Genomic DNA, 26,153 nt, shown 5'->3' with positions numbered 1-26,153 from the left:
CTCTGGCTCTTCTCCTTGTCTCATAACGTTTCTTTTTGTGTATCGCTATTTCAGGACGGGACAATGAGGTAAAAAAAAGAGGCCACTCTTTCCCGGGTAGCCTCCTTTCTTATTAATTTTCACATACGCTTACAGTTCTCCCATTACTTCCGAAAATATCCGGTACGAATGGAGCCGGTCTTCGTGCTGGTAAATGTGGGAAGCGACCATGAGTTCGTTCACACCGGTCTTCTTTAGAAACTCTTCTGTTTGCTGCTTTACTGTTTCTTTGCTTCCAATAAAGGCATATTTGAGCATCCGCTGAAAAGCGGGGTTTTCCAGTAGCTCGCGCAGGTCCGGTGTCATGTCGACCGGGGGCTGCATATAGTCGATGTTATTGGTCATTACGCCGAGCATCATCCGGATAAGGGTGGTGGAGATGCGCTCTGCTTCTTTATCGGTCTCAGCCGCGATAACATTGATGCAGCCTATGGTGTAAGGCTCCCGGAGGTATTCAGAAGGCTGGAACTCGTTGTAGTAAATGTTCAGTGCCTCAAATAAATGGGTGGGCGCAAAATGGCTTGCAAAAGCATAAGGTAGTCCTTTTTTCGCTGCCAGGTGGGCGCTGTCGGTACTGGAGCCTAAAATATAAATGGGTACCTCCACTCCTTCGGCAACGGTTGCTCTTACTTTGGAACCGCTATTGTTAGGGGAGAAATACTGCTGAATCTGCCCTACTTCTTCCGGGAACTGGTATACCGCATGCATCCGGTCGGAGCGAATCGCGTGGGCTGTTACCTGGTCTGTGCCCGGGGCTCTTCCCAGCCCGAGGTCAATCCGGTTGGGATAGAGAGCGCCCAGGGTCCCGAACTGCTCAGCCACAATAAGGGGCGAATGGTTGGGCAGCATAATGCCACCGGAGCCCACTTTTATCTTTTTTGTACCACCGGCAATATAGCCAATCAAAACGGCTGTTGCAGAGCTGGCAATACTAATCATATTATGGTGCTCGGCGAGCCAGAAGCGATGGTAGCCCAGCTCTTCTGCTTTTTGCGCCAGGTCAAGACTTTTTCTAAAGGTATCTTCCGGCGTACTGCCGCTGGCGACACTGGCCAGTTCTAAGATAGAATAAGGTATATTTTCTGGAATTGTCGACATATCTGATTTTGGTCCTTTTTATAAAGGTACGAAACAGTAGCGAGCCGGTTAAAATAATTAATGTCTAAACTTTATTTTTTCAATCCTCCCTCTTCCGAACCTATAGGATGGCTCCCTAACATAAGCCTCCTCCGCTACAATAGCTTAAGCCATCATCTGCTAAGAGCCTTTTCTTCACCAGCTCCGGTAAGCTGCTAAGGAAACATCTCTTTTACTTTTCCGCAAGCTGGCACCACCTCCCAATTCGCCTGCTCTATTAAATTTCATCCATCAATTTGCAGGATGCAAGCGCTTTAAAACTCCCTGTCAATCAAAATATTACAACCTAATCTTGGTAATCCAATTTTTATTTCGGAATTTATACTTTAACAAACATTTTTAGTCCTGGCCGGGAAGGAATTAGCACGAAACCGGTGCTTTACTTTTTACAGAAACTGCACAAAACTATCGCCATCCCATCCCCTGCCCTGCTATCTGATTTTTAACTTAAACTGCTCACCTATGCAAAACTCTACTCTTAACTTTTTAAAATTATTACTCTGCTCTTTATCCCTCTTATTCCTTTCCGCCCCTACAGCAGCCGGGGCAATACCCGACAAGAGCATATTGCCGGTAGAGAATCTACTGCCGCTAAAACAATATGATAAAACAATCGAGCTCCTGGTGCTGGACGAAAACGGGGAGCCACTCCCGGGAGTAAACGTGGTGGTAAAAGGAAGCTTAATTGGTGGCATAACGGACCTGAATGGAACGCTACGGCTAACAGTGCCTGACGATGCCGTACTCGAAGTGAGCTTTATTGGCTATAAAACGGAAACCATAGTGGTAGGAGACGAGACGGAATTTACCATTGAAATGGAAATTGATGAAGAACAGCTGGAAGAAGTGGTGGTAATAGGAAGCAGAAACCAGCAGAGAACGGTACTGGAAAGCCCGGTGGCGGTAGATGTCATTCCCATGGATGAGCTGATACAGGAGGCTCCACAGGTAGAGTTGACCCAAATCCTGAACTATGTAGCTCCTTCCTTCTCTTCCAACAGGCAGGCCATTGCCGACGGTTCCGACCACGTAGACCCTGCCTCTTTAAGAGGCTTGGGTGTCGACCACGTACTGGTACTAATCAATGGAAAGCGTCGTCATACTTCTTCTCTTATCAATGTAAATGGTTCGGTTGGCAGAGGTTCGGTTGGTACTGACCTTAACACCATTCCCGCCGCGGCCATTGAACGCATAGAAGTGCTGAGAGATGGTGCCTCGGCACAGTATGGCTCAGATGCCATTGCCGGGGTCATTAACATTGTACTGAAAGATGATGTGGATGAAGTATACTTTTCGGGCACCGCAGGCCAGCATTATGAGGGCGACGGGGAAGTAGCCCAGTTTAATGTAAACTACGGCTTAAGAGTAGGCGAAAGGGGCTTCATTAATTTTACCGGACAGTACCAGACCCGTGGCAGAACCAACAGGGCCGGTGAATGGACAGGCGATGTGTTTCGCACCAGCTGGGATGGTGTTTCGGAGAGTATTTTTGCCGAAAACTTTGAGGCGGGCGATTTCAGCCCCTTCCAGGTAGGCGTACGACTTACCGCCGCACAGGCTGCCGCCATTAATGCAGCCAATGCATTTACGAATAACCTCACCGATGCCGAGCAGGAGGCCCTTATTGAACAGAATGGTGGCAGGGAAGCTTTTTCCATGGTAGTAGGACAATCTGCGGCACGAAATGCCGCTTTGATGATGAACTCAGCTTTCGAAATTAGCGAAAATAATGAGTTTTATATGTTCGGGGGCATCAACTCCAGGAGAGGAATGGCTACCGGCTTTTTCCGTCTGCCTAACCAGGATCGTACCCTCACCACCATCTATCCAAACGGTTTTCTGCCAGAAATCAACTCGATTATTTTCGACGGGGCCCTTACCGCCGGTATCCGGGGAGAAATTGGCGAGTGGCGGGTGGATTTCAGCAACACCTATGGCATGAACTCCTTTAACTTTTTCATCAGCAATACGCTCAATGCTTCACGCGGCAACAGTACAGCCACTTCTTTCAATTCCGGTGGTTTTAGCTTCAGCCAGAACACGACCAACCTCGACTTCAGCCGGTACTGGGATGATGCCCTGGCAGGAGTTAACGTTGCTTATGGCGCAGAACACCGGGTAGAGACTTACGAAATTATTGCAGGTGAGGAAGCCTCCTACACCAACTACGGGAATGTGAACTTAGTTGACACCCTGGAAGATGGCTCCATTTTCACCAATCCATTCAGTCAGGAAAACATCTTTTATGGCCGACCAGGAGGTGCACAGGTATTCCCGGGCTTCCAGCCTGCCAACGAGCTGCGCCAGAGCCGCTCAAACATTGCACTCTATGCCGATGTGGAGCTTAACTTCACCGAGAACTTCTTTACCGACCTGGCTGTACGCTTCGAAGACTACAGCGACTTTGGGAGCACCTTTAACTGGAAGGTGGCCTCCCGCCTGGCCCTTACCGACGACCTTGCCCTGAGAGGAGCTGTAAGTACCGGCTTTAGGGCCCCTTCTCTGCAACAGCGGTACTTTAACAGCACCTCCACTCTTTTTCAGCTGAATGCCGAGGGAGTAAGTGTACCGAACGAAGTGGGTACTTTCCGAAACGACTCCCGTATTGCCGAGCTTTTCGGTATCCCGAGCCTTACCAACGAAACCTCTCTGAACTTTAGCGCCGGGCTTGCATGGGCTATTTTAGATGAACTGGACTTAACCATTGACGCCTACTATATTACAGTCGATGACCGGGTGGTGCTCACCAGCTCATTTAGCGGCAACAACAGCGAAGAAATTGCCCGGATTCTTGCCCTGGCCAATGCCGGTTCAGCCACTTTCTTTGTGAACGGCATTGACACCGAAACCCGGGGGATTGATGTAATACTTGCACATAGTGCCACACTTGGGGCCGGTTCTCTTCGCTCGCAGCTGGCGGCTAATTTTACCCGTACAGAAGTGGTAAATGTAAATATTCCGGAAAGCCTGCGGGAAGCGCCGGAGCGCTTCTTTAACCGGGAAGAGGAAAACAGGTTTGAGGATGCACTCCCTCAGTCAAAAATCAACCTCCTGATTACCTACAATATAGGCAGGTTTACCGCCATTCTTAACAATGTCCGATTTGGCGAGGTGTGGGTGAGAACGGTTTCCGGTAATGAGAATATTGACCAGCGCTTCAGTCCTAAAATCGTCACAGGCCTGAGCTTAGGTTACAACATTACGGAAAACCTGAATCTTACTGTGGGTGGAAACAACATCTTCGATGTGTACCCCGATGAAAACCGGGAAGAGTTCAGAAGCGGCGAACGTTTTGTTTATTCCCGTGCTGCCAGTCAGTTTGGTTTTAACGGCGGCTTTTACTTTGCCCGACTCAACTTTACCTTTTAATTTGCGGGTACGGCAATAGGCAGAGGGGTTGTATCTGTTAAAACGGATACAGCCCTTCTGCTTTATCAAAAACGGCATCCGAAAGGAATATTAATTCACCGGAGCTTGCACTGAAAACAGTTTTACCTATCAAAATTAAAATCATGAAAATTCACCACTCTTTAATATTCACCTTTTTAACGCTCTTCGCCCTGTTGCTGCAAAGCTGCAATAGTAAACCGGAGGGTGCCGTCCTCATTGTTGAACCGGAATTTGGCAAAGTAGTAACTGCCGGTGAAGCAATGGTGGTATGCGCCCACCCCGAGGCTACCCGGGTTGGAGTGGACATTCTGGAAAAAGGCGGTAATGCCATCGATGCCATGGTGGGCACCCATTTTACACTGGCCGTGGTATATCCTACTGCCGGAAATATAGGTGGCGGAGGCTTTATGGTCTACCGGCAGGATGACGGAGAAACCTTTACGCTCGACTTCAGAGAAGAAGCGCCCGGGCTGGCCAGCAGAACCATGTACCAGAACAAAAAAGGCGAGGTTATTGAAGGCCTCAGTCTGTACGGCCATTTAGCCGCGGGGGTACCGGGCTCAGTCGATGGCATGCTCCGGGCTCACGAGCGCTTTGGGAAGCTTCCACTGGCCGAACTGCTGGAGCCAGCCATACAGCTGGCAGAAAATGGGTTCGCCATTACCGCTCAGCAGGCAGAAAAGTTTAACCGCTACCGGGAGGACTTTCTGCAGTACAATCCTGGTGCCACGGACCTTCCGCTGGTAAAGGAGGGTGAATGGAAGGCCGGCGACGAGTTACTCCTACCTACCCTTGCCGCTACCCTTCGGCGCATTCAGGAATCGGGAAGAGCCGGCTTTTACGAAGGAGAAACCGCCCGCCTGCTGGTAGAGGAAATGGAAAGAGGTGGCGGCATTATTACTGCAGAAGATTTGCTGAATTACGAAGCTATCTGGCGGGAACCGGTCGAAGGGATGTACAAAGATGTAAAAGTCATCAGCATGCCTCCCCCCTCCAGCGGCGGCATTGCCCTTATACAGCTCATGAATATGTCGGAAGAGTTTCCGCTGGATGAGTGGGGGTTTCACTCGGTTAGCAGCGTACATACCATAACCGAAATGGAGCGGCGGGTATATGCCGAGCGGGCGGAGCACCTGGGCGACCCTGATTTCTGGGATGTGCCACAGGAGGAGCTCCTGGACCCGGACTATCTGCAGGACAGGGTGGAAAGTATCGATCCCGAACAGGCAACCCCCAGCAGTGAAATTCAGGCACTATCGCTGGCAGCGGCCCATGAAAGTGAACAAACCACTCATTTTAGCATCGTCGATACGGAAGGAAATGCCGTTTCAGTCACCACCACCATTAATGCCTCCTATGGCTCAAAGGTTTTTGTACAGGGAGCCGGATTTCTCCTTAACAACGAAATGGACGACTTTAGTGTAAAACCCGGCTACCCGAACCTGTACGGACTGGTAGGAGGCGAGGCCAATGCCATTCAGCCGGGTAAGCGCATGCTCAGCTCCATGACCCCCACTATTCTGGAAAGGGACGGAGACCTGCTGATGGTCGTAGGCTCGCCTGGCGGCTCCACTATTATTACCTCTGTGTACCAGACTATTCTCAATGTAGTAACCTACGATATGCCGCTGGAAGAAGCGGTCGCTGCAAAGCGTTATCACCACCAGTGGCTACCCGACAAGATTTTTATGGAAGAAGGTGCCTTTCGGCCGGCAGTGGCCGACTCGCTGCGGGAAATCGGGCATGAGCTGGAAGTAAGAGGCCCCATCGGCAGAGTAGATGCCATACTGGTTCAGCCCGATGGCGCCCTTAAGGGAGTAGGCGACCCCAGGGGCGACGACTGGGCCGGTGGCTTTTAAAGCAGCCTCTCTTTTCTCCTGAATCTAAATTGTCGGAAACCGAAAGAATACAGGAGGATTCCATGACTGTAGCCATGAATGAAGGACCCGAATTGGCCCTTCATTCATGGCTTTTTTAATCTCCGCATCCGGTAGCTTAAACCCCTGCAGGTTCCAACCCTATTCAACGTCCCTCCTTTCCTGCCGCATTGTTCAGAATTTTACAGCACCAGCAGCCACTCCTGCCCTTACTTCAAGGCCCCTCCCACCCAAACAGAACAAACCCACTGTATATCCGTAAAACAATCCAACAAATAATCATTTTTGAATCGTATACCTGTATAAAATTTTTCAATTATGAATAAATCGAAATTAGATGAACTGAAATCTATCCAATCTTCCCTTGAAGATTTACATAACAGCCAGGAAGCCATTATCCAAAAAGTAGGACAACTGGAAGTAAACCTCATGAATAATCCGGATAAGGAAGTTGAGGAAGGCCTTACTGAAGTGTATTCCAATGCATCGGCCAATGCCGATTTGGTAAAGGAGCTGCTCGATAAGTTTAATATGAGAGTGGAAAAAGCCGAAAAGGAATACCGCCCGGCACCGGAGGAGGGTGAGGAGAAATAAGCAGCACTCATTTACTAATTGAACAGAAAGGACTGATGCGGAGGGCTACAAAAGATAAATTTTTGAGCACTGTACATCAGTCCTTTCCTTTTAGGAGTTTCAGGTTTTAGCCTTAGGAGAAACCCACAAATCCTCACACCAGCTAGGGTTTACTCTGGTGGTGGCAAAAAAACAGGAAGTTCCACTTTCGCACAGATGGAGGCCTGCGGGCTGGAGAGCTCCTTTCTCACATTCTGTAAACCACCGCATTAATATTCATGCCTGCACCCACGGAGGCGAAAACAACGATGTCCCCTTCTGATACCTGGTGTTTTTCCAGATCTTCCTTTAGTATCAGGTCTAACAAAGTAGGAATGGTCGCCACGGAAGAATTGCCCAGGTAGGAGATGGTCATGGGCATTACGCCTTCGGGTATATCATTCAGATTATACAGGGCATACAACCTTTTCAATATTTCATCATCCATTTTACCGTTTGCCTGGTGGATCAATACCTTTTTCACCTCGCTCAGCTGAACTCCTGCTTTTTCGAGACAATCTTTTATCGAGAGCGGAACAGTTTCAAGGGCATACTGATAAAGCCTCCGGCCGTTCATCTTCAGGAAAAGATCCTGCTGACCATCAGCATGCTGAAGGTAAGATTTTCCCATGTACAACATCTTCGAATACAGGTAGGTATCCGAGCGTGTTGTATGGGCCAGTATACCAGCCGGCTCTTCCGTATCCGTTAGGCATGCCTCCAGAATGGTGGCTCCTGCACCATCGGAGTACAGCATGCTATCCCTGTCGTGCGGATCTGCCACCCTCGACAATACCTCTGCCCCAATCAGCAGTATCTTTTTAGCATCTCCGGACCGGATGAAGTAATCGGCCTGAATCATGGCCTGTAACCAGCCCGGGCAGCCGAAGGCAATGTCATAAGCAATAGTTTGGGGATTCTTAATTTCCAGCAGGCACTTTACCCGTGCTGCTAAACTTGGTACAATATCCAGCTGCCTGTTCTCCTTGCGTACATCGCCGAAATTGTGGGCTACAATAATGTAATCCAGCTCCTCAGGATCGATTTTTGCAGATTTTATGGCATCTAGAGCGGCAAAATATGCTATATCAGAAGTCACTAAATCGTCTGAAGCATACCGTCTTTCCGCAATCGTGGTAATGGCCTGAAACTTTTCTATTATTTCCTGATTGGTTTTATCGATCTTCTTTCCGCTCTTATCATAAAACTCCCTGGACAGAAAATCTTCATTTTTGATTTGCCCTGGCGGGATATATCTGCCTGTTCCTGCTATTACGCTGTGTATTAAACTACTCATTTCCTTCTAATTAATCTTTTACGGAGAAACCCTCAACAGATAAATTTAATGAAACCTGCGAATACTTGCTATCAACCTATAAATAAAAGTTAAGATTATACAGAACCACGCTCTCTCCTCCTTTTACCGGTTTTGCGTTGCCTCTTTTCATGTCCCGGATTTCCGGCACTGAATTTTTCTTTAATAGAATGACCAAAAGAACGCTCACATCAGAGCCGGTAATTTTCTGTTAAAGCTAAACCGCCGCCCCCACTCATCAACAATAAGTGCCTGCATATCAGTCATTTACCAACCTTCCCGTACAACCAGGCTGCCAATAGCCCGTACACTAGAGAGTAATTAAATGTTAAACTTAAACGAGCAAGAATATGAGTTACGACAAAGATAATAATAGGAACAGAAAAGATAACAACCCGCAGAATCCCGACCGGAAGGAAGTAAATCCTGCTAACATGAACTGGGAATCGTCCAGGAACCCCGATTCGGATAATGACCGAAAAGGGCGGAATGTGGATATTGACCAGGAAAACAAAAAGAACCAAATGAGTGGTCGCGAACAGGAAACAACTCCTTTAAATAGAGCGAAAGATATTGTAGACCGCTTTAACCGGGAAGACGACCAACAGAAGAAGGATAGATAACAGGATTTATTTTATTCCTTTACCTTAGTAATGGTGAAGCAAAGGAAGCATTACATAAAATAATTTACAGCAGGTTTCTTATAGGTTACCAGCACTTTACCTTCACCATCGTACCTGGTAAGGTAACAGCCATGCAAAGCGAAAGCCTTGCATGGCTGTTACTTTTTATATCCAGCACATCCTTAGCTTTAAAACAGGTCTTTTGCCGCAGGCAATTGAATTATTCCTTCGCTTCTGCTGTTCTCCTGGTATAGACAAAGCTTATTCCTCGTCCAGTGAATTGCTGTAGCAGTTGTAATTTTGTTTCGAACCGCCTCAGCTTCTTGCTAAGAAGGTTTCTTTTCCTATCTTTAAGCTCCAAAGCCCCTTTTAACCACTTCTAACGCTCTTTTCCAGATCGAAGGAAAGATTTGGATAAGCGGTCGGCCTTCCTTCAGCTTGTTTTTATACAGGCTGATAAAATGAATACCAGAATACCAACAAATGAAATCATCAGTAAAATTTAGTAACCAGGTCCAGGCCGAGTTCTTCAATACCCTCCGCAAACGAGTAAATCAACATTTTAAGGAAAATAATATTACCCGATTTGGTAATAAAGAAATGATTGGCAAAACCATTGTTTTGTTAGTTGCTTATCTTGGGTCTTTTGCTGCCATCCTAACGCTTAATGTAAGCGTGTGGCTGCTGCTCCCTTTTGCCCTCCTGATGGGCCTTGCCATGGCCGGCATTGGAATGTCTGTAATGCATGATGCCCTGCACGGCTCTTATTCTAAAAGTGCCGCGGTTAACAAATTTATGGGTCGTTCTCTCAACTTTTTAGGAGGCAGTTCCTTTATCTGGAATATCCAGCATAATGTGCTCCACCATACCTATACCAATATCCATGGGCTGGATGAGGATATAGAAACCAAAGTAATTGTGCGCCTTTGCAAGCATGCCCCCATAAAACATTTTTACCGCTACCAGCACTTTTATGTGTTTTTTGCCTATGGCTTAATGACCCTGCTGATGCTGGTAAGTGATTTTATTAAGCTGTTTAAGTACCACAGGCGGGGAATAGTTGAGAAGAAGAATATCCGGGTAAGCCGTGAATACTTTAAAATGATCCTGTATAAGGGTTTTTATCTTTTTCTGATGATTGGCCTCCCGCTGTTACTGACAGGCCTTGGCTGGTGGCAGGTACTGATTGGCTTTTTAATCATCCACTTAACGGCCGGCTATATTCTGAGCATAGTCTTCCAGCTTGCCCACGTGGTGGAAGGCGCTGAACAGCCAATGCCTGATAATGATGGCAGCATGCAAAATGCATGGGCTGTACACCAGCTTCAAACTACGGCTAATTTCTCGCGAAATAACCGCTTCCTTAACTGGTATGTCGGCGGACTTAACTTCCAGATTGAGCACCACCTCTTTCCAAATATTTGCCATGTGCATTACCGGAAGCTCTCTAAAATTGTACAGCAAACTGCCGAAGAGTTTCAGCTGCCCTACAACCTGAAACCAAGCTTTGGTTCAGCATTGCAATCGCACATCCGGATGCTTAAAATTTTGGGCCGCGAACAACCAGCCCTGCCACAGTAAAAATAAAAAGGCAAGCCAGGAAAGAGATTCCCCCGCTGGGACTCCTGCCAAAGGAGAAGAAGTTGATAAAAAGTCTGCACCATCCATGCAGGCTTTTTTTTATGCGGTGACAAGCGTATTAAGTTAACAGCCTGCCTTTAGAGGAATTTCTTAACCCTTTTGGTATACGAAGGAGCCGCAACATATAAAGATAGTTTTATGCTCGTTTTTATTGGGCAAAAGGGTTAGTAATGATAAAGAGGGCAAATGTTATGGAGGAAACCTGTTTATTCATTCTGTTAAATCTCGGCCAAGCCAAACCCAGGATTCAGGTCGTGCAATTTCAATCCTGTGCCTAGAGTTATTCCGGTAAAACAAAAAGAGAGGCTGTTTCCGGTTAGGAACAGCCTCTCTTGTAATGACTTAAATTTATATATGTTAAAACTAAGCTAGTTTTACATTTACTGCATTTTGTCCTTTTCTTCCTTCTGCCAAATCAAAAGTTACTTCGTCATTTTCTCTGATTTCATTTACCAGTCCTGATACGTGAACGAAGTATTCCTGATCTGAAGTTGCTTCTTTAATAAATCCGAAACCTTTCAGATCGTTGAAAAATTTTACTGTTCCTTTATTCATGATATTTTGTTTATGTATATACCCACTACATGTAGGAGGGCAAATACGTTCCTTATTTTTTTTCAATATACGATAAATATTTTACAATATCTCCTTTTAAAATTAAAAGCGCCTGGAAAGCCAGTCCGGCAATGGTAAAGCCGGAAAACCAGCTCTCGAAGGAAAAAAGATACTCTGCTTTTTTATTATAATGCTCCCTAAAGCTGATTCAAATTCTACTATTAATGACTTGCTGTGGCAGAATAACCCAAAATGGAAGGTTTTAAATCTTTTAGCTGGAGGTTAAAAAAAGGTTCAAAACACTTCTTCCCTGCAGCTAAGACTGAACAATTGCCGGACCATCTATTTTATAAGAAAAAAGCGTACCTTTGAGGAAGTTCCGCTCTGGAAAAAGTACCATCGCTTATCTGATGCAGCGGTTTTCTTCCGCTGCAAAAGCCAATAGGCACATCAGCTTATTCTTCAGCTTACTCAAAGTCGCTCCTGGTAGCGACCAGGATTACTCCAAACAGGGCATCCTGAATTGCAGATTTAATTAGCCAGGAGAAAGGTACCATACTCCAACTACCAGGGAATCAGCTGGCTTTTTTGAATTGTTCCGCCGGCGCTCTTGTTTATAATGAGGGAACCTATTTCGGTACGAATAGTAAAACAAATTAAAAAGGGCCGTCGTAAAGAAAAAAACGACGCCCCATTCACCAAACCAAATTAAATTTATGGGTAGATCACAGGAAACTTTTAATAAAAAAGAAAAAGAAAAAAAGAAGCTAAGAAAGAAAAAAGAGAAAGAGGAGCGCAAAGAAGAGCGGAAGGCCAATGCCAGCGACGGGAATAATCTCGATGATATGATTGCCTATGTGGATGAATTTGGTAACATTACTGAAACTCCTCCCGATCCATCGAAAAGGAAAGAAATTAAGCAGGAAGATATACAGCTTGGCGCTACTAAAAATGAAGAAATAGAGGAAGATGTAGTGCGAACAGGCATCGTTACCTTCTTTAACGAATCGAAAGGCTATGGTTTTATCAGAGATAAAAACAGCCAGGAAAGCATTTTCGTCCATATCAATGGGTTAATGGAGCCTATCAAAGAAAATAACAAGGTAAGCTTCGAAGTTGAAAAGGGACCTAAAGGCTTAAATGCAGTAAATGTAAAAAAGGTAGTCTAGACCATTCGTGGGCATAGCCCCTTTTGCCCACCTGTTTCCTCTTGTAGCCGAACCTTCAGCGCAGCTCTTTTTCCGGTGAGCTGCAGTAGGTTTACGACACATGGTTTTCTCCTAAATATCTGCCTGCCTCAACTTCGACGGCAACAGAAATGAAAAAGATAAGCATACTCTAAAGGCCTGGACTTCATGTACAGGCCTTTTATTTTTTTCCGGCAGCCCTGCCATACAAACTTACCTCCCCCGGCAAAACACCTGCGCTACCTAATACTCATTCTTTTTCAATACCTCGCCAACTTATAGCCTCCTGAATAGTTGTAAATACAATATTATCAGACACTTATATAGGCACTGCAAAAAAAACAGGTGGGCAAAAAGCGTAACGGATGCCGCCTTGCCAGTTTTTGCTAAGCCAGGAATAAATCTTTTAACCTAAAATTTTTTAATTATGAGTTTTACAGGAAAGCAGTCACTAAAGGACTATCCGGAAAAAGAAAAAACGGCCTACCTTGCTGCTGTAGCAAGCATGGCCACGCCGGAAGATAAAGCCTCCGCAGAAGAGGAAGAGTTTTTGGCAGATTTATGTGAGGAAGCAGGACTTACCCAGCGCGATACGGAAGAAGTTATTATGGAAGCCAGAGACCCGGTGAATGATGGCTTTGCCCGTAACCTCGACTTCCTCCGGAACAGCGAGCTTAAGTATTCATTTGTGGTGGATGTTCTCTCCTATGCCAAAGCCGACGGCCACTTTTCAGATGAGGAAAAGAAAAAAATACACCGGATGGCCGACAGGCTCGGCATTAGCATAGAGCAGTACAATGCCCTGCAGGAGTATGTGGAGAAAGCCGAACAAGCACAGGGAGCAGAAACTACGCAGGAAGGATTCTTGGAAAATACCGGTCTGAAGCAAAAATTTGAAAAGCTGAACATCCCGGTAAGGGGTTTGCTTAGCGGGCTGGTAGGTTCCATGCTCATGAGCGGAATAATGGGCAGGAGGCGCAGGGGAGGCCTGCTGACAAGGCTTATGGGTGGAGGCTACCGCCGTCGCAGTGGCTTAAGTTCCGTGGTAGGTATGCTCAGCGGCAACAGGGGGTATAGGCGATCCGGCAGCTTACTTGGCAAGTTGTTTTAAGCTTCCCTTATCCTGATCTGAAGAAGGACAGATCTCTCGTCCCGCTTACGTCAGGGCAAAAAGTGCCCTCTGCCACAGGCAATAAGAAAACACAAAACTGCTTCTACCGGATGGTAGGCATAACAAAACTGCAGGAAGCAGCATCTCTCCTGTCACTTTAAACCCTGCTTCCTGCTTTCCCTTTTACCTGCCATTTTTAACGGATGCTGCTTCTTGTAAAAAAGCTAAAAACTGTCCTCAACCTGCTCCATTCGTTGATATGCACCAGCGAATTGCCTAATAATACCACAACTCCGGAGCTGATTATTAAGTATTAGCATTAATAAGTACATTGGAGGTGCTTTTTAGACTGGGTTTTCTATATTAGTCAAACAGGTTCCAATAATTAACTGTATTTCTTAGACAATATGAGAAAGCAGTAGTTCTATTCAGGTATGAGAGAGTCATCCACACCAAAGAGCACAAGTTCTAAACAACTTCTGGAAGAAAATGAGGCCAGATTTCAGTTACTCCTTAATAGCGTAAAGGATTATGCCATATTTATGCTTGACCCTCAAGGCTATATTACCACCTGGAATACCGGCGCTGAAAGAATAAAAGGGTACAGCAGGGAAGAAATCCTGCACCAGCATTTCTCCATCTTTTATCCACAAGAGGCTCTTGAAAGAAACCATCCTTCTTACGAATTAGAAGTAGCTGCCAGTGAAGGAAGCTTCGAAGAAGAAGGCTGGAGGCTAAAGAAAGATGGCACCATGTTTTGGGCAAGCGTGGTAATATCGGCCGTTTATAACAACAGAAATGAGTTAGTCGGTTTCTCCAAAGTTACCCGCGACCTAACGGAAAGAAGAAACCTGGAGTTAAACCTGCTGAAGGCCAATGAAGAACTTCAGCAAAGCGAGGAACGCAGCCGCCTGGTCATTGATGGAGTAAAGGATTATGCCATTTTTTTACTTAGCCCGCAGGGGACCATTTCCAGCTGGAATGAGGGAGCGAAGCGCATAAAAGGCTATGAAGCAGAAGAAATTGTCGGGCAGCATTTCTCCACTTTCTACATTCCTGAGTCTGCCGCAGCGCAGTTTCCTCAGTTTGAATTGCGCAAAGCACTGGAGCACGGAAAGTTTGAGGATGAAGGGTGGAGAGTACGAAAAAATGGCACGAAGTTCTGGGCGAATGTGCTTATCTATCCCATTTTTAATGCAAATAAAGAACATATTGGCTTTACAAAAATTACCCGTGATTTAAGTGAAAGAGTCAGGAATGAGGATCTTACCAAAAAGAATGTGGAGCTTCATAAGCTCAACACCGACCTCGACAACTTCATTTATACCGCCTCTCACGACTTAAAATCTCCTATTGCCAATATGGAGGGCCTCCTGTCCCTGATAGAAAAAAAAGTATCGCCCCAGCTGAACGAGGAAGGTAAACAGATGATGGGCATGCTGGAAACTTCTGTCCGGCAACTGAACAGTACCATCAAAAGCCTGATTGAGGTAACAAAAGCTCAGAAGAACCTGGAAGATAAAGTAGAGACGGTACAACTGGAAGCAATTCTGGAGGAGGTGAAGGGAGAAATTGCCGATAAGATAGAAGAAGCAGGAGCAGAAATACGGCAGGACTTAAAAGTACAGGAAATAAGCTTTCCTAAAGTAAGCCTCAAAAGCATTATTTATAACCTCCTGAGCAATGCCATTAAATACCGTTCCCCCGAGCGGAAGGCGGTTATCATTATCAGCACATTTACAGAAGGAAAACATACCATTTTAAGCATGAAGGATAACGGACTGGGGCTAAACGAAACACAGCAGGCCAGGCTGTTCAGCATGTTTAAACGCTTCCACAACCATGTCGAAGGGACCGGAATTGGCCTGTACATCGTAAAACGAACAATGGAAAACAACAACGGAAAAATAAGTGTCCAAAGTAAACTGAATGAGGGCACTGAATTTAAGCTTTACTTCCGTAGCTGAAAACACTCTACTCCACTCCCATTCAGGCGGTGCCTGATGAACCAGGATTTCATATCATGCTGACGCCAGCGGCTGCCGGGATGACAAAATTTGGGTGAAAGGTATTCATGTAGCCTATCCTTTCACAATTCCTGTCCTGCCTTAAACCTGCCAGTTACTTTAATCAATGCTAAAGGATGAAGAGAAGCATCGGCGCATGCCTTTCAGGAAGATAGTGCCTGCTGTGCCTGGCGGCTACTCTGCCTCCTAACCTTCAGATACAATCACTCAGCTCATACTCAAGAACCCCGGCACGCATAAGAACCAGCATATCAAATAGTTATATACTAAAAAAGACCTCCTCAGCTCAACAGTTCCCCAGCCATGCCGTAAGCAACAATAGAGTAAAATATTAAAACAGAAGCATTATGGCAGAAAATAAAAAACCAAGAGTAGCATTTATTATTACCTCACACAGCAAACTGGGAGATACCGGAGAAAAGACCGGCTTCTGGGTTGAAGAGTTTGCCGCACCTTATTATGCCCTGGCCGATAAGGGTGTGGACATTACCCTGGCCTCTCCACTGGGAGGACAACCCCCTATTGACCCTAAAAGTGAATTACCCGATTTCCAAACGGAGGCCACCAAACGATATTATGAAGATAAAGAGCTGCAGGAAAAGCTCTCTAAAACTATTCAACTGCAGCATATCAATCCCGATGAATTTGATGCGGTATTTTACCCCGGTGGCCATGGACCGCTGTGGGATCTCCACGCAGATGCTGCCTCCGTCCGTACTATCGAGAGTTTTATTGAAAAAGGAAAACCTGTGGCTGCCGTTTGCCATGCCCCGGCCGTTCTGCTAAAGGCAAAAGCGCCCAATGGCGAGCCACTGGTGAAAGGTAAAAAGGTTACAGGCTTTACCAATACCGAAGAAGAAGCCGTACAACTGACCGAAATAGTGCCTTTTTTGCTGGAAGACGAGCTGAAAAAGTCAGGCGCCCAGTACAGCAAGGGTGATGACTGGCAGCCTTATGCCGTCCGCGACGGACTCCTGATTACCGGGCAAAACCCGGCCTCTTCCGAAAAAGTAGCAGAAGAACTGCTTGCTGTCCTGCAGGAATAATAAAAAACAGCACCACAACAGGCTGCAGTCGGCATATGATTGCAGCCTTTTTCATTTCTGCTCCAAAAATATAACTTTAATAAACCACCAAAGTACTTCTCATCTTCTCCCACGAAAATCGGAAAGCAGTAAATAGGTTGACCTTCCGGTAAAATTATAGCAGGTTTGTAGTAAACAAGCCAGCGGTAGGAAGAGCTTTTTCCTTGCCTGGCTTTCTGCCCTGTTTGTAGCATGACGAATAATTCTGATATTTCCTCTTCCGAATCAACAAAAGGCTTTGTTCGTGTACGCGGTGCCCGTGAACATAATCTTAAAAATATAAGCCTGGATATACCGCGCGATGCCCTGGTGGTTTTCACTGGCGTTTCCGGCTCCGGCAAGTCTTCCCTGGCCTTCGGAACGCTCTATGCTGAAGCACAAAGGCGCTACCTCGAATCGGTCTCTCCTTATGCCCGCCGACTCTTTCACCAGATGTCAGTTCCCGAGGTAGACAGTATAGATGGCTTACCGCCGGCTGTGGCCCTGCAACAGCAACGGGGAGGCGGAGGTACCCGCTCTTCCGTTGGCAGCGTTACTACCCTTTCGAACCTCTTAAGGATGCTTTTTTCCCGTGCAGGCGATTATCCGGAAGGACAGGATATTATTTATGCCGAAGCTTTTTCGCCCAACACTCCCGAAGGGGCCTGCCCCCGCTGCCACGGTTTAGGCAGAATATATGAAGTAACTGAGCAATCGATGGTGCCCGACGATTCGCTCAGCATACGCGAACGTGCCGTGGCGGCATGGCCAAAAGCATGGCATGGCCAGAACCAGCGCGATATTCTCGTTACCCTTGGCTATGATGTGGACCGCCCCTGGCGCGAGCTCTCCCGCGAAGATCGCGACTGGATCCTCTTTACCGACGACCAGCCTCTTGTGCCGGTATACCGCGGCCTTACGCCCGAAGAAACACAGCAGGCCCTTAAAGATAAGGTAAACCCCAGCTACCAGGGTACCTTTACCAGCGCCAGACGCCATGTGCTGCACACTTTTGCCAATACCAACAGCCCGAAGATGAAGAAGCAGATCATGGAGTATATGGTCAGCACCGACTGCCCTCTCTGCCATGGTAAGCGCCTGCGCCCCGAATCGCTCTCTGTACACTTCGCCGGCTACGATATTGCAGATATATCCCGACTGCCTTTAAAGCAGCTAAGCGCCATTTTACATCCTTTCGCTGCAGGGACTAAGCAGAAGCAGCAAAATGCCGATGAGTCGCGACAACTGGTGGCCCAGCGGATTGCCGAAGATTTAAACGGCCGGCTGGAAGTGCTCCTACAGCTTGGCCTGGGCTATCTCTCGCTGGAACGAAACACTCCCAGCCTCTCTCCCGGTGAGCTGCAGCGACTGCGGCTCGCCACCCAGCTCTACTCTAACCTCTTTGGGGTGGTATATGTACTCGATGAGCCTTCAGCAGGGCTGCACCCTTCCGATACAGAAGCTTTGCTTTCTGCCCTTCAAAGACTGAAGAAACAGGGCAACTCCCTCTTTATCGTCGAACACGAGCTGGCCGTCATTAAACAGGCCGACTGGCTGGTCGATGTGGGGCCGGCTGCAGGAGAACAGGGAGGACAGATCTTGTACAGTGGCCCGCCGGAAGGGCTGGCCAAGGTAAGCGATTCAAAAACCAGGGAGTATCTTTTCGGACAAAACGGGCAGGAGGCACCTTCTCCCCGAGCGCCAAAAGGCTGGCTAAAGCTGGAAGGCGTAACCCGCAACAACCTCCATCAGCTCGAAGCAGATTTTCCGTTAGGGGTGTTCACCAGTATTACAGGAGTATCCGGATCCGGGAAATCGAGCCTGGTAAGCCAGGCACTGGTGACCTTAGTGGCCGCGCAACTGGGCCAGAAAGCAGTTGCTGAGGAAGAGGAAGAAAGTGGAGAAACAGCATATGAAGGTCCTGCTTCTACTGATGGAAGAATCATCAGCGGAATGGAAGCCATTAAGCGGCTGGTGCAGGTAGACCAGAAGCCCATCGGTCGCACGCCCCGCTCCAATATGGCCACCTATACCGGCCTGTTCGACCATGTGCGCAAGCTGTTTGCCTCCACACCCGAGGCGAAGAAAAGGCGCTACGATGCCGGCCGCTTCTCCTTTAATGTAACCAAAGGCCGTTGCGAAACCTGCCAGGGCGAAGGCTCGGTGATGGTAGAACTGCTCTTCCTGCCCAGCGTCTATACCCCCTGCCCTACCTGCCATGGTGCCCGTTACAACGAAAAAACCCTTGAGATTAAGTACCGCGATAAATCCATTGCCGATGTGCTGGGCATGACGGTCGATACCGCCTGGGAATTCTTTGCCGGTGAAGCCCCTGTGCACCGGGCGCTGCATATACTGCGGGAAGTAGGATTGGGCTATCTGCGGTTAGGGCAGCCGGCCACAGAACTTTCGGGCGGGGAAGCCCAAAGGATAAAACTGGCAACGGAGCTACAACGGATGCAGCGCGGCACTACCCTTTACATTCTCGATGAACCTACCACCGGACTCCACCCATCTGACGTAGAAAAGTTAATGGCCCAGCTCAACAAACTGGTCGAAGCGGGCAATACGGTTATGGTGGTGGAGCATGATATGCGTGTCATTGCCGGGAGCGATTGGGTTATTGATATGGGGCCAGGTGCCGGCGATGAAGGTGGGGCTATCATCACCTCCGGAACACCTGCCCAGGTGGCGAAGGTACCGGAGAGCAAAACCGCTCCTTACCTTTTAAGCTTTGTAAAGGAGGAAGCTGCCAGTTAAATTTTATTGCTTCAGGATACGGAGGTAGCCTTTATCGTATACTCTTTTACCGCTGATGGGGTCAGTTTCGTACCACATGTCCATCTGGTAAGTTGGGGTGGTATAAGAGGTGGCAAATTCCTGCCGGCCTTCGATGGTTTTATAGTCAGTCACCATCCGGTAGCCTTCCTCCCCGGCTTTTTCCTGCGCCAGCTCCTCATCGTCGAAAGTTTCGGCATAGCGGTTATACACCTGGTAGTACTGGTCGGTGATGGCTTCATATATCCTCCGAAGCTGATCGGTCTCAAAATCCATATATCCCCCTTCGTCTTTCGTCCACCATCCCTCTAATTCCATGGCTATTTTAAATTTTACTCTTAAACATATTAACCATTCCTATTATATACCCTCCACCCACTTGTACCTGTGAAGGGCGGTGGCAGGCATGCTCTTTCCGCTCTTACACCTCTCCTCTTGGAGGATATTCTTCCCGCAAAATAAAGTCGAAAGCGGCAATAATATCTTTGAAATGAGGACGGGCAAAGGGGATGGACTGCAGCGAAATACTATACAGGGTCCCATCGGAACTGATGACGAAAACGGCAGGCTCAAAAAAGAAATCAGGTTCCCCTTCCATAACGGATTTTGAAATATAGAGTCCTAATTGCTTTGCTTCATCTACGGGATAGTCATAGCCAATCAACAAGTCCTGCGTATGCCATTCGTTCTGGCTCTGGATTGCTTTTTCTCTGCTATTGCTGCTGATGGCAATTACATTAATGCCCCTTTCCTCGAAGTCCGGCAGGTGAACGCTCAGGTCGTGGATATAATGCCGGCAAACACGGCAATGGTGCCCGCGGTAAAACACAATCATGGTGAAATTCCGCGGCCTTTGCTCGGAGAGCACCCACTCTCCCCCCTGCAGGGTTTTAACCTTTATTTCCGGTACTTTTTCTAATGGTTTCATGCTATCTCTTCTGTTATACGGCAATAATAATACCCTGTAACAGCGGCTTTGTTCAGCACAAAACAGCTAAACCAGAAAATGAAAGTTCAACGAGTGGAGGAGCCGGCCGAACTAACGGAGGCTGGCTGTTCGTCCATGAGTAGCTGAAGCTTACTTTCCTCCAGCCTTTCCATACTTTCCGAATTGATGCAATAGCGCAGCCTGGCGGGTTCAGGACCATCAGGAAACACGTGGCCCAGGTGACTATCGCAGACGTTGCAGGCGACCTCTATCCGGCTCATACCATGGGAGTTGTCAAATGCATACTTCATGGCCCCTTTGGCCACAGGCTGTCTAAAGGAGGGCCAGCCAGCAAGTTTATGGCTCTTTTCTTCAGAACTAAACAAAGAGCTTCCGCAGCCCCTGCATACATATATTCCCGATTCAAAGGAGCGGCAATAGGCATTTTTAAACGCCCGCTCCGTACCCTTCTCCCGCATTACATGGTACTGGGCAGGGCTTAGAAGTTCCTTCCACTCTTCCTCTGTCCTCTCCAGCCTGCGGTATGGGTCAGGGTTGGCATACCGGGCATAATACAGCACATCTATCCAGTGAAGCAGCATAATTTTTCAATTCTGATGCAGCCAGAACACCCCACCATTTCGTAAGGTTCAGTCGGAAGGCAGCAGAATTAATTATTGGGGCAGACAGGGAAAGCAGGCAAGGCAAAAACAGGAAAAAGCTTAATGCCTGCAATCCCATTAGTGACTCCCTGTACTTCGAAACCATTCGATACCGGCTTTGGCGATTGCAGGTGGTACTTCATGAGCGCCCTCAAACTCCTGATAGTGGAGCGAATAATCCTCGCGCTGCAGCTGCGACACAATTTGCCTGCTACAGGGCTCAACCGGAAGAACGGCATCTCTGGTGCCGTGGGAGATGAATACCGCAGGTTTAGCGGTTTTTTCAATCGTGAACACAAAGCCCGGGGAGAAGGCGAGTACATGTGTAAAAAGATCTCCATTGGTTAAGCCCAGGCAGAGTGCATAGGAGGCGCCATCAGAAAAACCGCCAATGGCTATCTTTGAAGCATCTATGGAATAATTTTCAAACGCCTGGGACAGCGCCTGATCTATAAAGATCACATCCTGGTCGAAGGACTCTCCGGCAATAATATCCCAGCTTCGGCCACGGGAAGCCGGGGCCAGTAAAATTATATTTTGCTCATCGGCATACCTCCTGAGTAAAGATAAGCCATGCTCGGCCTGGCCGCCCGCGCCATGCAGCATCAGGGCCAGAGAAGCCGGCTTTTCTGCCTGATAAGTTGCCGGAATATAAATAAAACCATCCCGTTTACTGCTTAGCCCGAGGGGCTGTAAACCGGTAGCAGCTTTATCTTCCCCTGTTCGCTCTTTCCACCTGACGGTTAATCGTCCTCTTTTGTAAATATCTCTGCTTGTGCCCATTCCTCCTCCAATAAATTCTCTCTGATGATTTTATTCCAGTCAGACACAAAACCTCCGACAGCTGTGATGGCTGCAGCTGTTATTTGAAATATGCGCCCGATGCGTCTTCCCATCATGCAGTTCTTCCCTGCTTATGCAAGGCCGGAGCAATTCATAAGCTCCTGTCTTTAGGCTTACGTTACAGCAGGCAGCATGTTTAGAATAACCCTAATGGTACACAGGGACTGAATGGACGGTAAATGGAGTTGATGAGAACATTGAAAGATGAGCCCGAACCTTAATTATTCTGCACTCTTTGCAGAAAATTCCAATACCTCTATATGCAGGCGAAAGCTTTCGAGCAGTCCAATGCTGGCTACATTGGCAAAGTCGATAATTTCCTGGCATTCGCGGAAGGCCCGCTCAACGCCAAAATATATACAGCAGCGCTGATGAACTGCTTCTATTTCCCAGGTTGGTTGTGAATTATTGATCAATAACTTGATGAGTTGTTCCTCTTGATTCATACTAAATATCTGAATAGAAAATTTGATGGTGAATTCATCTTCACCACTAAACTATTGATAATCTGCCTGATAAACAGCTGTTTTATAACCCCATTTCTTACATGCCTGTTGTTGCGGCTCTCTAACGCTCAGGACCACAGGAGCGGGACAGCGGGAGGATTGCCTGCCTTTTCCGGTGGGCAAAACCTGCAGGCCTTACATTAAGGGGAAGAATCAGGACAGAAATGAGAGCATTTATTTTTCGAATACCCACCCTGCCTTACAGCACCAGCTGCTGAAACAGGCGCTCCAGAGTGGCAGCGGCATTGGAACAGAGGCCGGGGTGCACGGCGGAAGTCTGGATGATGGTGCTTCGTGTAGCGGTGAGCCAGCGGAAACGGGAAGCAATGGGCAACTGACCAATAGGCCCACCTTCCCTGCCGCCCTTACACACACGCTCAAAGGCCCACAGCCGCTCCTGCAGCTCCTCCAGTTCGACCTTTCCGGAGAAAGCACACAGCCGCTCCTCCCGAAGGGTATACATGGTTTGCAGAAAGCCTTCCCTGCTACAGTAGACAATGACGCCTACATTGAGGAACTCTTCGCGCTCCACTGAAGGCACCACGCGAATGACGGCATACTCAAATAAGTGCTTTTCTTGCATCTTGGGCTTCATTGATAAAAATGTGGGTATGGGCCAGCCTGGTTTCGAGAAAGCGCTGGTAAATCTGCCGCTGCTCTTCGGCAGTTTCGAAAGCTCTGTCTGTTAGCCACTCCTCAGGAATCAGCGACACAATGGAAGAGATAATTTCCGGCTTAAGGATGGCCCGAAAGTCTTCGTCCACCGCTTCCAGTTCAGATGCAACAGGCAGCAGCACATGGTCTTTTACCTGCACAAACGGCCGCTTTGCCTGCTCCTCCGGATTTTGGTCTGAGTGATGAAAGTAAAAAGAGGCGCCATGGTCGATAAGCCACAGCTCTTTATGCCACATGAGCATATTGGTATTACGGGCGGTACGGTCGACATTGGTAATCAGGCCATCCAGCCATACGACCTGCGAGGCCAGTTTTGCATCCACCGTATTTACAAGCGAGTCGAAGGTAATAGCCCCCGACAGGTAATGCAGCCCCAGGTTTAATCCTTCGCTGGCCCGGAGCAGGTCCTGAATTTCCTGATCGCCTTCCATACGGCCAAAGCATTCATTGAGCTCGCCCAATACAATTTCCGGTACCCGAAAACCCAGTACACGGGCAAGCTCCCCGCCAATCAGCTCTGCAATTAAAGCTTTTGGTCCCTGCCCGGCTCCCCGAAATTTTAGTACATATAAAAAATCATCGTCGGCTTCGACAATAGCCGGCAGCGAACCCCCTTCGCGCAGAGGGGTTACGTAGCGGCTTACATTCACATGACGGATTTCGGGCGGGTACTTCATTTCTTATTATGAAGGCGAAATTTAGGCATTTTCCTGCTTCTGCCATAATAAAAAAGCGATGACTGTCATAGAAAACATTTTATGGCCATTCACCACCCGAAGGGTACACTAATTAAGTGTTTCACAAAAGAACCCAAGGTTAGTAAAGGTCATAGTTAACATGTGGGTCATTTTAAATTGCTGGTCCCCACCCGGCAGTATTGGGTGCCGTAATAAGAGGAGCCAGGAGCCTGCAGCAGCTTATTTCGTCCGAAGGCGAGACCATAGACCAGTGTGTCCATACCAAGGCAGCCTGCGCTTTCTTTTAGAGACAAACCAAGTTAGCACAGACTCCATTTTGTAATGGAGCTCCATTTCTCACCTAAAGTTTCTCATTTCCTGCTGTTTTAGTGCTGGAGCTCTAACAATTTTTCATACATTTTCTTTATTTTGGTAGTTCAGTTTAAATTCGACTGAGCTTTTTAAATCCGGAAGCATTAAATGCCGCAGTTTGCCGCGCTCTATTTTGATGCTTTTTTTCACTTGACCTACATTACAAACATACATGATAGAATTAGCCGCAATTCTTGTACTGGGCATATTTTCGCAATGGCTGGCCTGGAAAATTAAAGTACCTGCTATCCTTCCTCTTATTTTTTTAGGGCTACTTATTGGCCCTTTATCGACTTTGTTTACACCCACTGGGGAGAAGCTGGTCGATGGCGACAGCATCTTTCAGGAAGAACTGCTTTTTTCCTTCGTGGCCATCTCTGTAAGTGTAATTCTTTTTGAAGGAGGTCTTACGCTCAAGTTAAAGGAAATTAAGAAGCAGGCATCTGTTATTCGAAATATTTTAACCATTGGAGTGTTGGTTACACTCGTAGGAGGCACAATGGCTGCCTATTACCTGATGGACCTCTCCTGGCGTTTTTCCTTCCTGTTCGGTACCCTTATTGTGGTGTCTGGCCCAACAGTCGTAACGCCTATTTTACGGCATGTAAAGCCCAACCAAACCACCAATACCATTTTAAAGTGGGAAGGTATTCTAATTGATCCTCTCGGTGCTTTAATTGCGGTTCTGGCTTTCGGCTTTATTCAAACCAGTAAAACCGAACAGGAATATAGCCTGATTGCCCTGCGCGACTTCTTTTTAACGGTGGCTACAGGACTTTTTTTAGGGGTAGTCGCTGCGCTGCTGTTATACTATCTTTTAAAGAAAAACCGGCTGCCCCACTACCTCAAAAATGTAATGACACTGGCACTTGTTATTTTAACCTTTGCCATTTCTGAGCTGATTATGAAGGAGGCGGGATTGCTAGCCGTTACCGCCATGGGTATTATCCTTGCGAACCTGAAAATAGAAGAGCTTAAACAAATCCTTAACTTTAAGGAAGATATCAGTCTGATTATTACTTCCGTTTTATTCCTGCTGCTCTCTTCCAGGATAGAATTACAGGAACTAAGCCAGCTGGGGCTTAATAGTATCATTCTTTTCTTCGTTGTAATACTCGTAGTACGGCCCTTAGGCGTGTTTTTAAGCACCATCAACTCTAAAATTAATTTCAGGGAAAAGCTGTTTATTTCATGGATAGGCCCAAAAGGTATAGTGGCTGCAGCCGTTGCCTCCCTCTTTTCGCTGGAGCTAAGCATGGACGAGGAGCTGTTAGGCGCCAGTGAAGCAGCCGATGCCCGACTGATATTACCTCTCGTTTTTATGTTTATCCTTGGAACGGTTGTAGTCCAGGGCGCTTCTGCCAAAATGGTGGCCCGATGGTTGGGAGTACTAAGAAAGGAATCTCCCGGGGTGCTTTTTATCGGTGCCAATGAAGCCGCGCGCTTTATCGCCAAATATCTGTACGACCAGGGAGTTCCCGTATTAATGGCCGATACTGCCCATGCAAACCTCATTGAGGCCGAGGAAATGGGCTTGCCTTCTTATGGAGGCAATATCCTGAAGGAGAATCTCTGGGAAGAGGTAGACCTTACAGAAATGGGACAGCTTTTTGCCATGACCTCCAATACTGAAATAAATGTGCTGGCCTGCAAAAAATTCGAAAATGAGTTTGGGGAGGACAAGAATTTCAGGCTTATCTCCAGAAGAGAAGTTGAAGTAAAAGATATTGATAAACCTAAAAACCTGCTCTTCCATGGTACCATTGATTTTATCAATCTGATTCAGCTGGTAAGAGAGTCTCCCAACATTGAGGAAACACCTGTAAACTCGCTTACTGACTATGAAGAATTCATGGAATACAATAGGGATAAAATCATTCCCTTGTTCGTAAGAACAGATGAAAACCGCTTTAAGACGATTTCGGGTTATCCGCTTAGCTTCTCCAAAGGAGATAAACTGGTATACATAGAAAACGATTATTTTATCATTAAGCAGGAAAAGACAGAGGCAGCCTAATGCCAGTTAGAGTGGGGCTTTGCCCTGCCAGAAGCAACCCGCAAACTTTATTTTATCTTTAATGTCTCGTCCTAGAATAGCGATACAGGTTTTTACAATAATAAATAATTAAATATT

At 47.2% G+C, this 26,153-nt stretch carries 21 protein-coding genes; 11 read left to right on the top strand and 10 right to left on the bottom strand.

Annotation, left to right across the window (positions count from 1 at the left end; translation table 11 throughout):
* Window positions 1-129: 129 nt before the first annotated feature.
* Window positions 130-1,137: an LLM class flavin-dependent oxidoreductase gene (locus F752_RS0122100; RefSeq protein WP_017733928.1), complete on the bottom strand. Its 1,008-nt coding sequence runs from the start codon at window positions 1,135-1,137 to the stop codon at window positions 130-132.
* Between the two features lie 501 nt (window positions 1,138-1,638).
* On the opposite strand from F752_RS0122100, the gene F752_RS0122085 reads away from it, so the two are divergent.
* From F752_RS0122085 to F752_RS0122070, 3 genes are all read left to right on the top strand, one after another.
* Window positions 1,639-4,545, top strand: coding sequence for a TonB-dependent receptor (locus F752_RS0122085; RefSeq protein WP_081604631.1), 2,907 nt, complete (start codon window positions 1,639-1,641; stop codon window positions 4,543-4,545).
* Window positions 4,546-4,688: 143 nt separating this feature from the next.
* Window positions 4,689-6,425 (top strand): gamma-glutamyltransferase, encoded by a 1,737-nt coding sequence (gene ggt, locus F752_RS0122075; protein WP_017733923.1) that lies wholly within the window; start codon window positions 4,689-4,691, stop codon window positions 6,423-6,425.
* 336 nt (window positions 6,426-6,761) lie between these two features.
* Window positions 6,762-7,037 carry a hypothetical protein gene (locus F752_RS0122070; RefSeq protein WP_017733922.1) on the top strand — a complete coding sequence of 92 codons (276 nt, stop codon included), beginning with the start codon at window positions 6,762-6,764 and terminating at the stop codon, window positions 7,035-7,037.
* A gap of 226 nt (window positions 7,038-7,263) precedes the next feature.
* Here F752_RS0122070 and F752_RS0122065 read toward each other — a convergent pair whose 3' ends face one another.
* A complete protein-coding gene (locus F752_RS0122065) occupies window positions 7,264-8,352 on the bottom strand; it encodes a 3-oxoacyl-ACP synthase III family protein (protein WP_017733921.1) in 1,089 nt (362 codons plus the stop codon).
* A gap of 368 nt (window positions 8,353-8,720) precedes the next feature.
* On the opposite strand from F752_RS0122065, the gene F752_RS0122060 reads away from it, so the two are divergent.
* Window positions 8,721-8,993 (top strand): hypothetical protein, encoded by a 273-nt coding sequence (locus F752_RS0122060; protein WP_017733920.1) that lies wholly within the window; start codon window positions 8,721-8,723, stop codon window positions 8,991-8,993.
* A gap of 483 nt (window positions 8,994-9,476) precedes the next feature.
* Complete coding sequence (locus F752_RS0122050) at window positions 9,477-10,574, top strand: fatty acid desaturase family protein (protein WP_017733919.1); 1,098 nt, start codon at window positions 9,477-9,479, stop codon at window positions 10,572-10,574.
* Between the two features lie 423 nt (window positions 10,575-10,997).
* Here the strand turns inward: F752_RS0122050 and F752_RS0122045 are convergent, their stop codons facing one another.
* Window positions 10,998-11,189 (bottom strand): cold-shock protein, encoded by a 192-nt coding sequence (locus tag F752_RS0122045; protein ID WP_017733918.1) that lies wholly within the window; start codon window positions 11,187-11,189, stop codon window positions 10,998-11,000.
* A gap of 716 nt (window positions 11,190-11,905) precedes the next feature.
* Here F752_RS0122045 and F752_RS0122030 point away from each other — a divergent pair.
* The 5 genes from F752_RS0122030 to uvrA all read left to right on the top strand — a co-directional run bounded on the left by F752_RS0122030 (window position 11,906) and on the right by uvrA (window position 19,338).
* Complete coding sequence (locus tag F752_RS0122030) at window positions 11,906-12,358, top strand: cold-shock protein (RefSeq protein ID WP_017733915.1); 453 nt, start codon at window positions 11,906-11,908, stop codon at window positions 12,356-12,358.
* Between the two features lie 445 nt (window positions 12,359-12,803).
* Window positions 12,804-13,487, top strand: a complete 684-nt coding sequence (locus tag F752_RS24870; protein ID WP_017733914.1) for a tellurite resistance TerB family protein — start codon at window positions 12,804-12,806, stop codon at window positions 13,485-13,487.
* A gap of 434 nt (window positions 13,488-13,921) precedes the next feature.
* A complete protein-coding gene (locus F752_RS0122020; RefSeq protein WP_017733913.1) occupies window positions 13,922-15,454 on the top strand; it encodes a sensor histidine kinase in 1,533 nt (510 codons plus the stop codon).
* A 407-nt stretch (window positions 15,455-15,861) separates the two neighbouring features.
* Window positions 15,862-16,560, top strand: coding sequence for a type 1 glutamine amidotransferase domain-containing protein (locus tag F752_RS0122015; RefSeq protein WP_017733912.1), 699 nt, complete (start codon window positions 15,862-15,864; stop codon window positions 16,558-16,560).
* 231 nt (window positions 16,561-16,791) lie between these two features.
* Window positions 16,792-19,338: an excinuclease ABC subunit UvrA gene (gene uvrA, locus F752_RS0122010; RefSeq protein ID WP_017733911.1), complete on the top strand. Its 2,547-nt coding sequence runs from the start codon at window positions 16,792-16,794 to the stop codon at window positions 19,336-19,338.
* A gap of 3 nt (window positions 19,339-19,341) precedes the next feature.
* Here uvrA and F752_RS0122005 read toward each other — a convergent pair whose 3' ends face one another.
* The 7 genes from F752_RS0122005 to F752_RS0121975 all read right to left on the bottom strand — a co-directional run bounded on the left by F752_RS0122005 (window position 19,342) and on the right by F752_RS0121975 (window position 23,647).
* Window positions 19,342-19,674 carry a hypothetical protein gene (locus F752_RS0122005; protein WP_026135922.1) on the bottom strand — a complete coding sequence of 111 codons (333 nt, stop codon included), beginning with the start codon at window positions 19,672-19,674 and terminating at the stop codon, window positions 19,342-19,344.
* A 103-nt stretch (window positions 19,675-19,777) separates the two neighbouring features.
* Window positions 19,778-20,284 carry a peroxiredoxin-like family protein gene (locus F752_RS0122000; RefSeq protein WP_017733909.1) on the bottom strand — a complete coding sequence of 169 codons (507 nt, stop codon included), beginning with the start codon at window positions 20,282-20,284 and terminating at the stop codon, window positions 19,778-19,780.
* An 86-nt stretch (window positions 20,285-20,370) separates the two neighbouring features.
* Window positions 20,371-20,886 (bottom strand): peptide-methionine (R)-S-oxide reductase MsrB, encoded by a 516-nt coding sequence (gene msrB / locus F752_RS0121995; RefSeq protein ID WP_017733908.1) that lies wholly within the window; start codon window positions 20,884-20,886, stop codon window positions 20,371-20,373.
* A 138-nt stretch (window positions 20,887-21,024) separates the two neighbouring features.
* A complete protein-coding gene (locus F752_RS0121990; protein WP_017733907.1) occupies window positions 21,025-21,729 on the bottom strand; it encodes an alpha/beta hydrolase in 705 nt (234 codons plus the stop codon).
* 281 nt (window positions 21,730-22,010) lie between these two features.
* Window positions 22,011-22,235 carry a hypothetical protein gene (locus F752_RS0121985; protein ID WP_026135921.1) on the bottom strand — a complete coding sequence of 75 codons (225 nt, stop codon included), beginning with the start codon at window positions 22,233-22,235 and terminating at the stop codon, window positions 22,011-22,013.
* A gap of 259 nt (window positions 22,236-22,494) precedes the next feature.
* Window positions 22,495-22,878: a DUF3037 domain-containing protein gene (locus F752_RS0121980; protein ID WP_017733905.1), complete on the bottom strand. Its 384-nt coding sequence runs from the start codon at window positions 22,876-22,878 to the stop codon at window positions 22,495-22,497.
* Window positions 22,856-23,647: a HipA family kinase gene (locus tag F752_RS0121975; RefSeq protein WP_017733904.1), complete on the bottom strand. Its 792-nt coding sequence runs from the start codon at window positions 23,645-23,647 to the stop codon at window positions 22,856-22,858. Before F752_RS0121975 ends, F752_RS0121980 begins: the two co-directional genes overlap by 23 nt.
* Before the next feature lie 544 nt (window positions 23,648-24,191).
* Here F752_RS0121975 and F752_RS0121960 point away from each other — a divergent pair.
* Window positions 24,192-26,036 carry a cation:proton antiporter gene (locus F752_RS0121960; protein WP_017733901.1) on the top strand — a complete coding sequence of 615 codons (1,845 nt, stop codon included), beginning with the start codon at window positions 24,192-24,194 and terminating at the stop codon, window positions 26,034-26,036.
* Window positions 26,037-26,153: the final 117 nt, after the last annotated feature.

The sequence above is a fragment of the Nafulsella turpanensis ZLM-10 genome (genome assembly GCF_000346615.1).
Lineage (GTDB): Bacteria > Bacteroidota > Bacteroidia > Cytophagales > Cyclobacteriaceae > Nafulsella > Nafulsella turpanensis.
The sequence above is the reverse complement of the archived record's forward strand: the minus strand, read 5'-3'. Positions and strand labels throughout refer to the sequence as shown.

Bases quoted from the DNA above. Each gene is read 5' to 3' on its own strand.
- F752_RS0122100 (WP_017733928.1), bottom strand. From the start codon at position 1,137: ATGTCGACAATTCCAGAAAATATACCTTATTCTATCTTAGAACTGGCC.
- F752_RS0122085 (WP_081604631.1), top strand. From the start codon at position 1,639: ATGCAAAACTCTACTCTTAACTTTTTAAAATTATTACTCTGCTCTTTA.
- ggt (WP_017733923.1), top strand. From the start codon at position 4,689: ATGAAAATTCACCACTCTTTAATATTCACCTTTTTAACGCTCTTCGCC.
- F752_RS0122070 (WP_017733922.1), top strand. From the start codon at position 6,762: ATGAATAAATCGAAATTAGATGAACTGAAATCTATCCAATCTTCCCTT.
- F752_RS0122065 (WP_017733921.1), bottom strand. From the start codon at position 8,352: ATGAGTAGTTTAATACACAGCGTAATAGCAGGAACAGGCAGATATATC.
- F752_RS0122060 (WP_017733920.1), top strand. From the start codon at position 8,721: ATGAGTTACGACAAAGATAATAATAGGAACAGAAAAGATAACAACCCG.
- F752_RS0122050 (WP_017733919.1), top strand. From the start codon at position 9,477: ATGAAATCATCAGTAAAATTTAGTAACCAGGTCCAGGCCGAGTTCTTC.
- F752_RS0122045 (WP_017733918.1), bottom strand. From the start codon at position 11,189: ATGAATAAAGGAACAGTAAAATTTTTCAACGATCTGAAAGGTTTCGGA.
- F752_RS0122030 (WP_017733915.1), top strand. From the start codon at position 11,906: ATGGGTAGATCACAGGAAACTTTTAATAAAAAAGAAAAAGAAAAAAAG.
- F752_RS24870 (WP_017733914.1), top strand. From the start codon at position 12,804: ATGAGTTTTACAGGAAAGCAGTCACTAAAGGACTATCCGGAAAAAGAA.
- F752_RS0122020 (WP_017733913.1), top strand. From the start codon at position 13,922: ATGAGAGAGTCATCCACACCAAAGAGCACAAGTTCTAAACAACTTCTG.
- F752_RS0122015 (WP_017733912.1), top strand. From the start codon at position 15,862: ATGGCAGAAAATAAAAAACCAAGAGTAGCATTTATTATTACCTCACAC.
- uvrA (WP_017733911.1), top strand. From the start codon at position 16,792: ATGACGAATAATTCTGATATTTCCTCTTCCGAATCAACAAAAGGCTTT.
- F752_RS0122005 (WP_026135922.1), bottom strand. From the start codon at position 19,674: ATGGAATTAGAGGGATGGTGGACGAAAGACGAAGGGGGATATATGGAT.
- F752_RS0122000 (WP_017733909.1), bottom strand. From the start codon at position 20,284: ATGAAACCATTAGAAAAAGTACCGGAAATAAAGGTTAAAACCCTGCAG.
- msrB (WP_017733908.1), bottom strand. From the start codon at position 20,886: ATGCTGCTTCACTGGATAGATGTGCTGTATTATGCCCGGTATGCCAAC.
- F752_RS0121990 (WP_017733907.1), bottom strand. From the start codon at position 21,729: ATGGGCACAAGCAGAGATATTTACAAAAGAGGACGATTAACCGTCAGG.
- F752_RS0121985 (WP_026135921.1), bottom strand. From the start codon at position 22,235: ATGAATCAAGAGGAACAACTCATCAAGTTATTGATCAATAATTCACAA.
- F752_RS0121980 (WP_017733905.1), bottom strand. From the start codon at position 22,878: ATGCAAGAAAAGCACTTATTTGAGTATGCCGTCATTCGCGTGGTGCCT.
- F752_RS0121975 (WP_017733904.1), bottom strand. From the start codon at position 23,647: ATGAAGTACCCGCCCGAAATCCGTCATGTGAATGTAAGCCGCTACGTA.
- F752_RS0121960 (WP_017733901.1), top strand. From the start codon at position 24,192: ATGATAGAATTAGCCGCAATTCTTGTACTGGGCATATTTTCGCAATGG.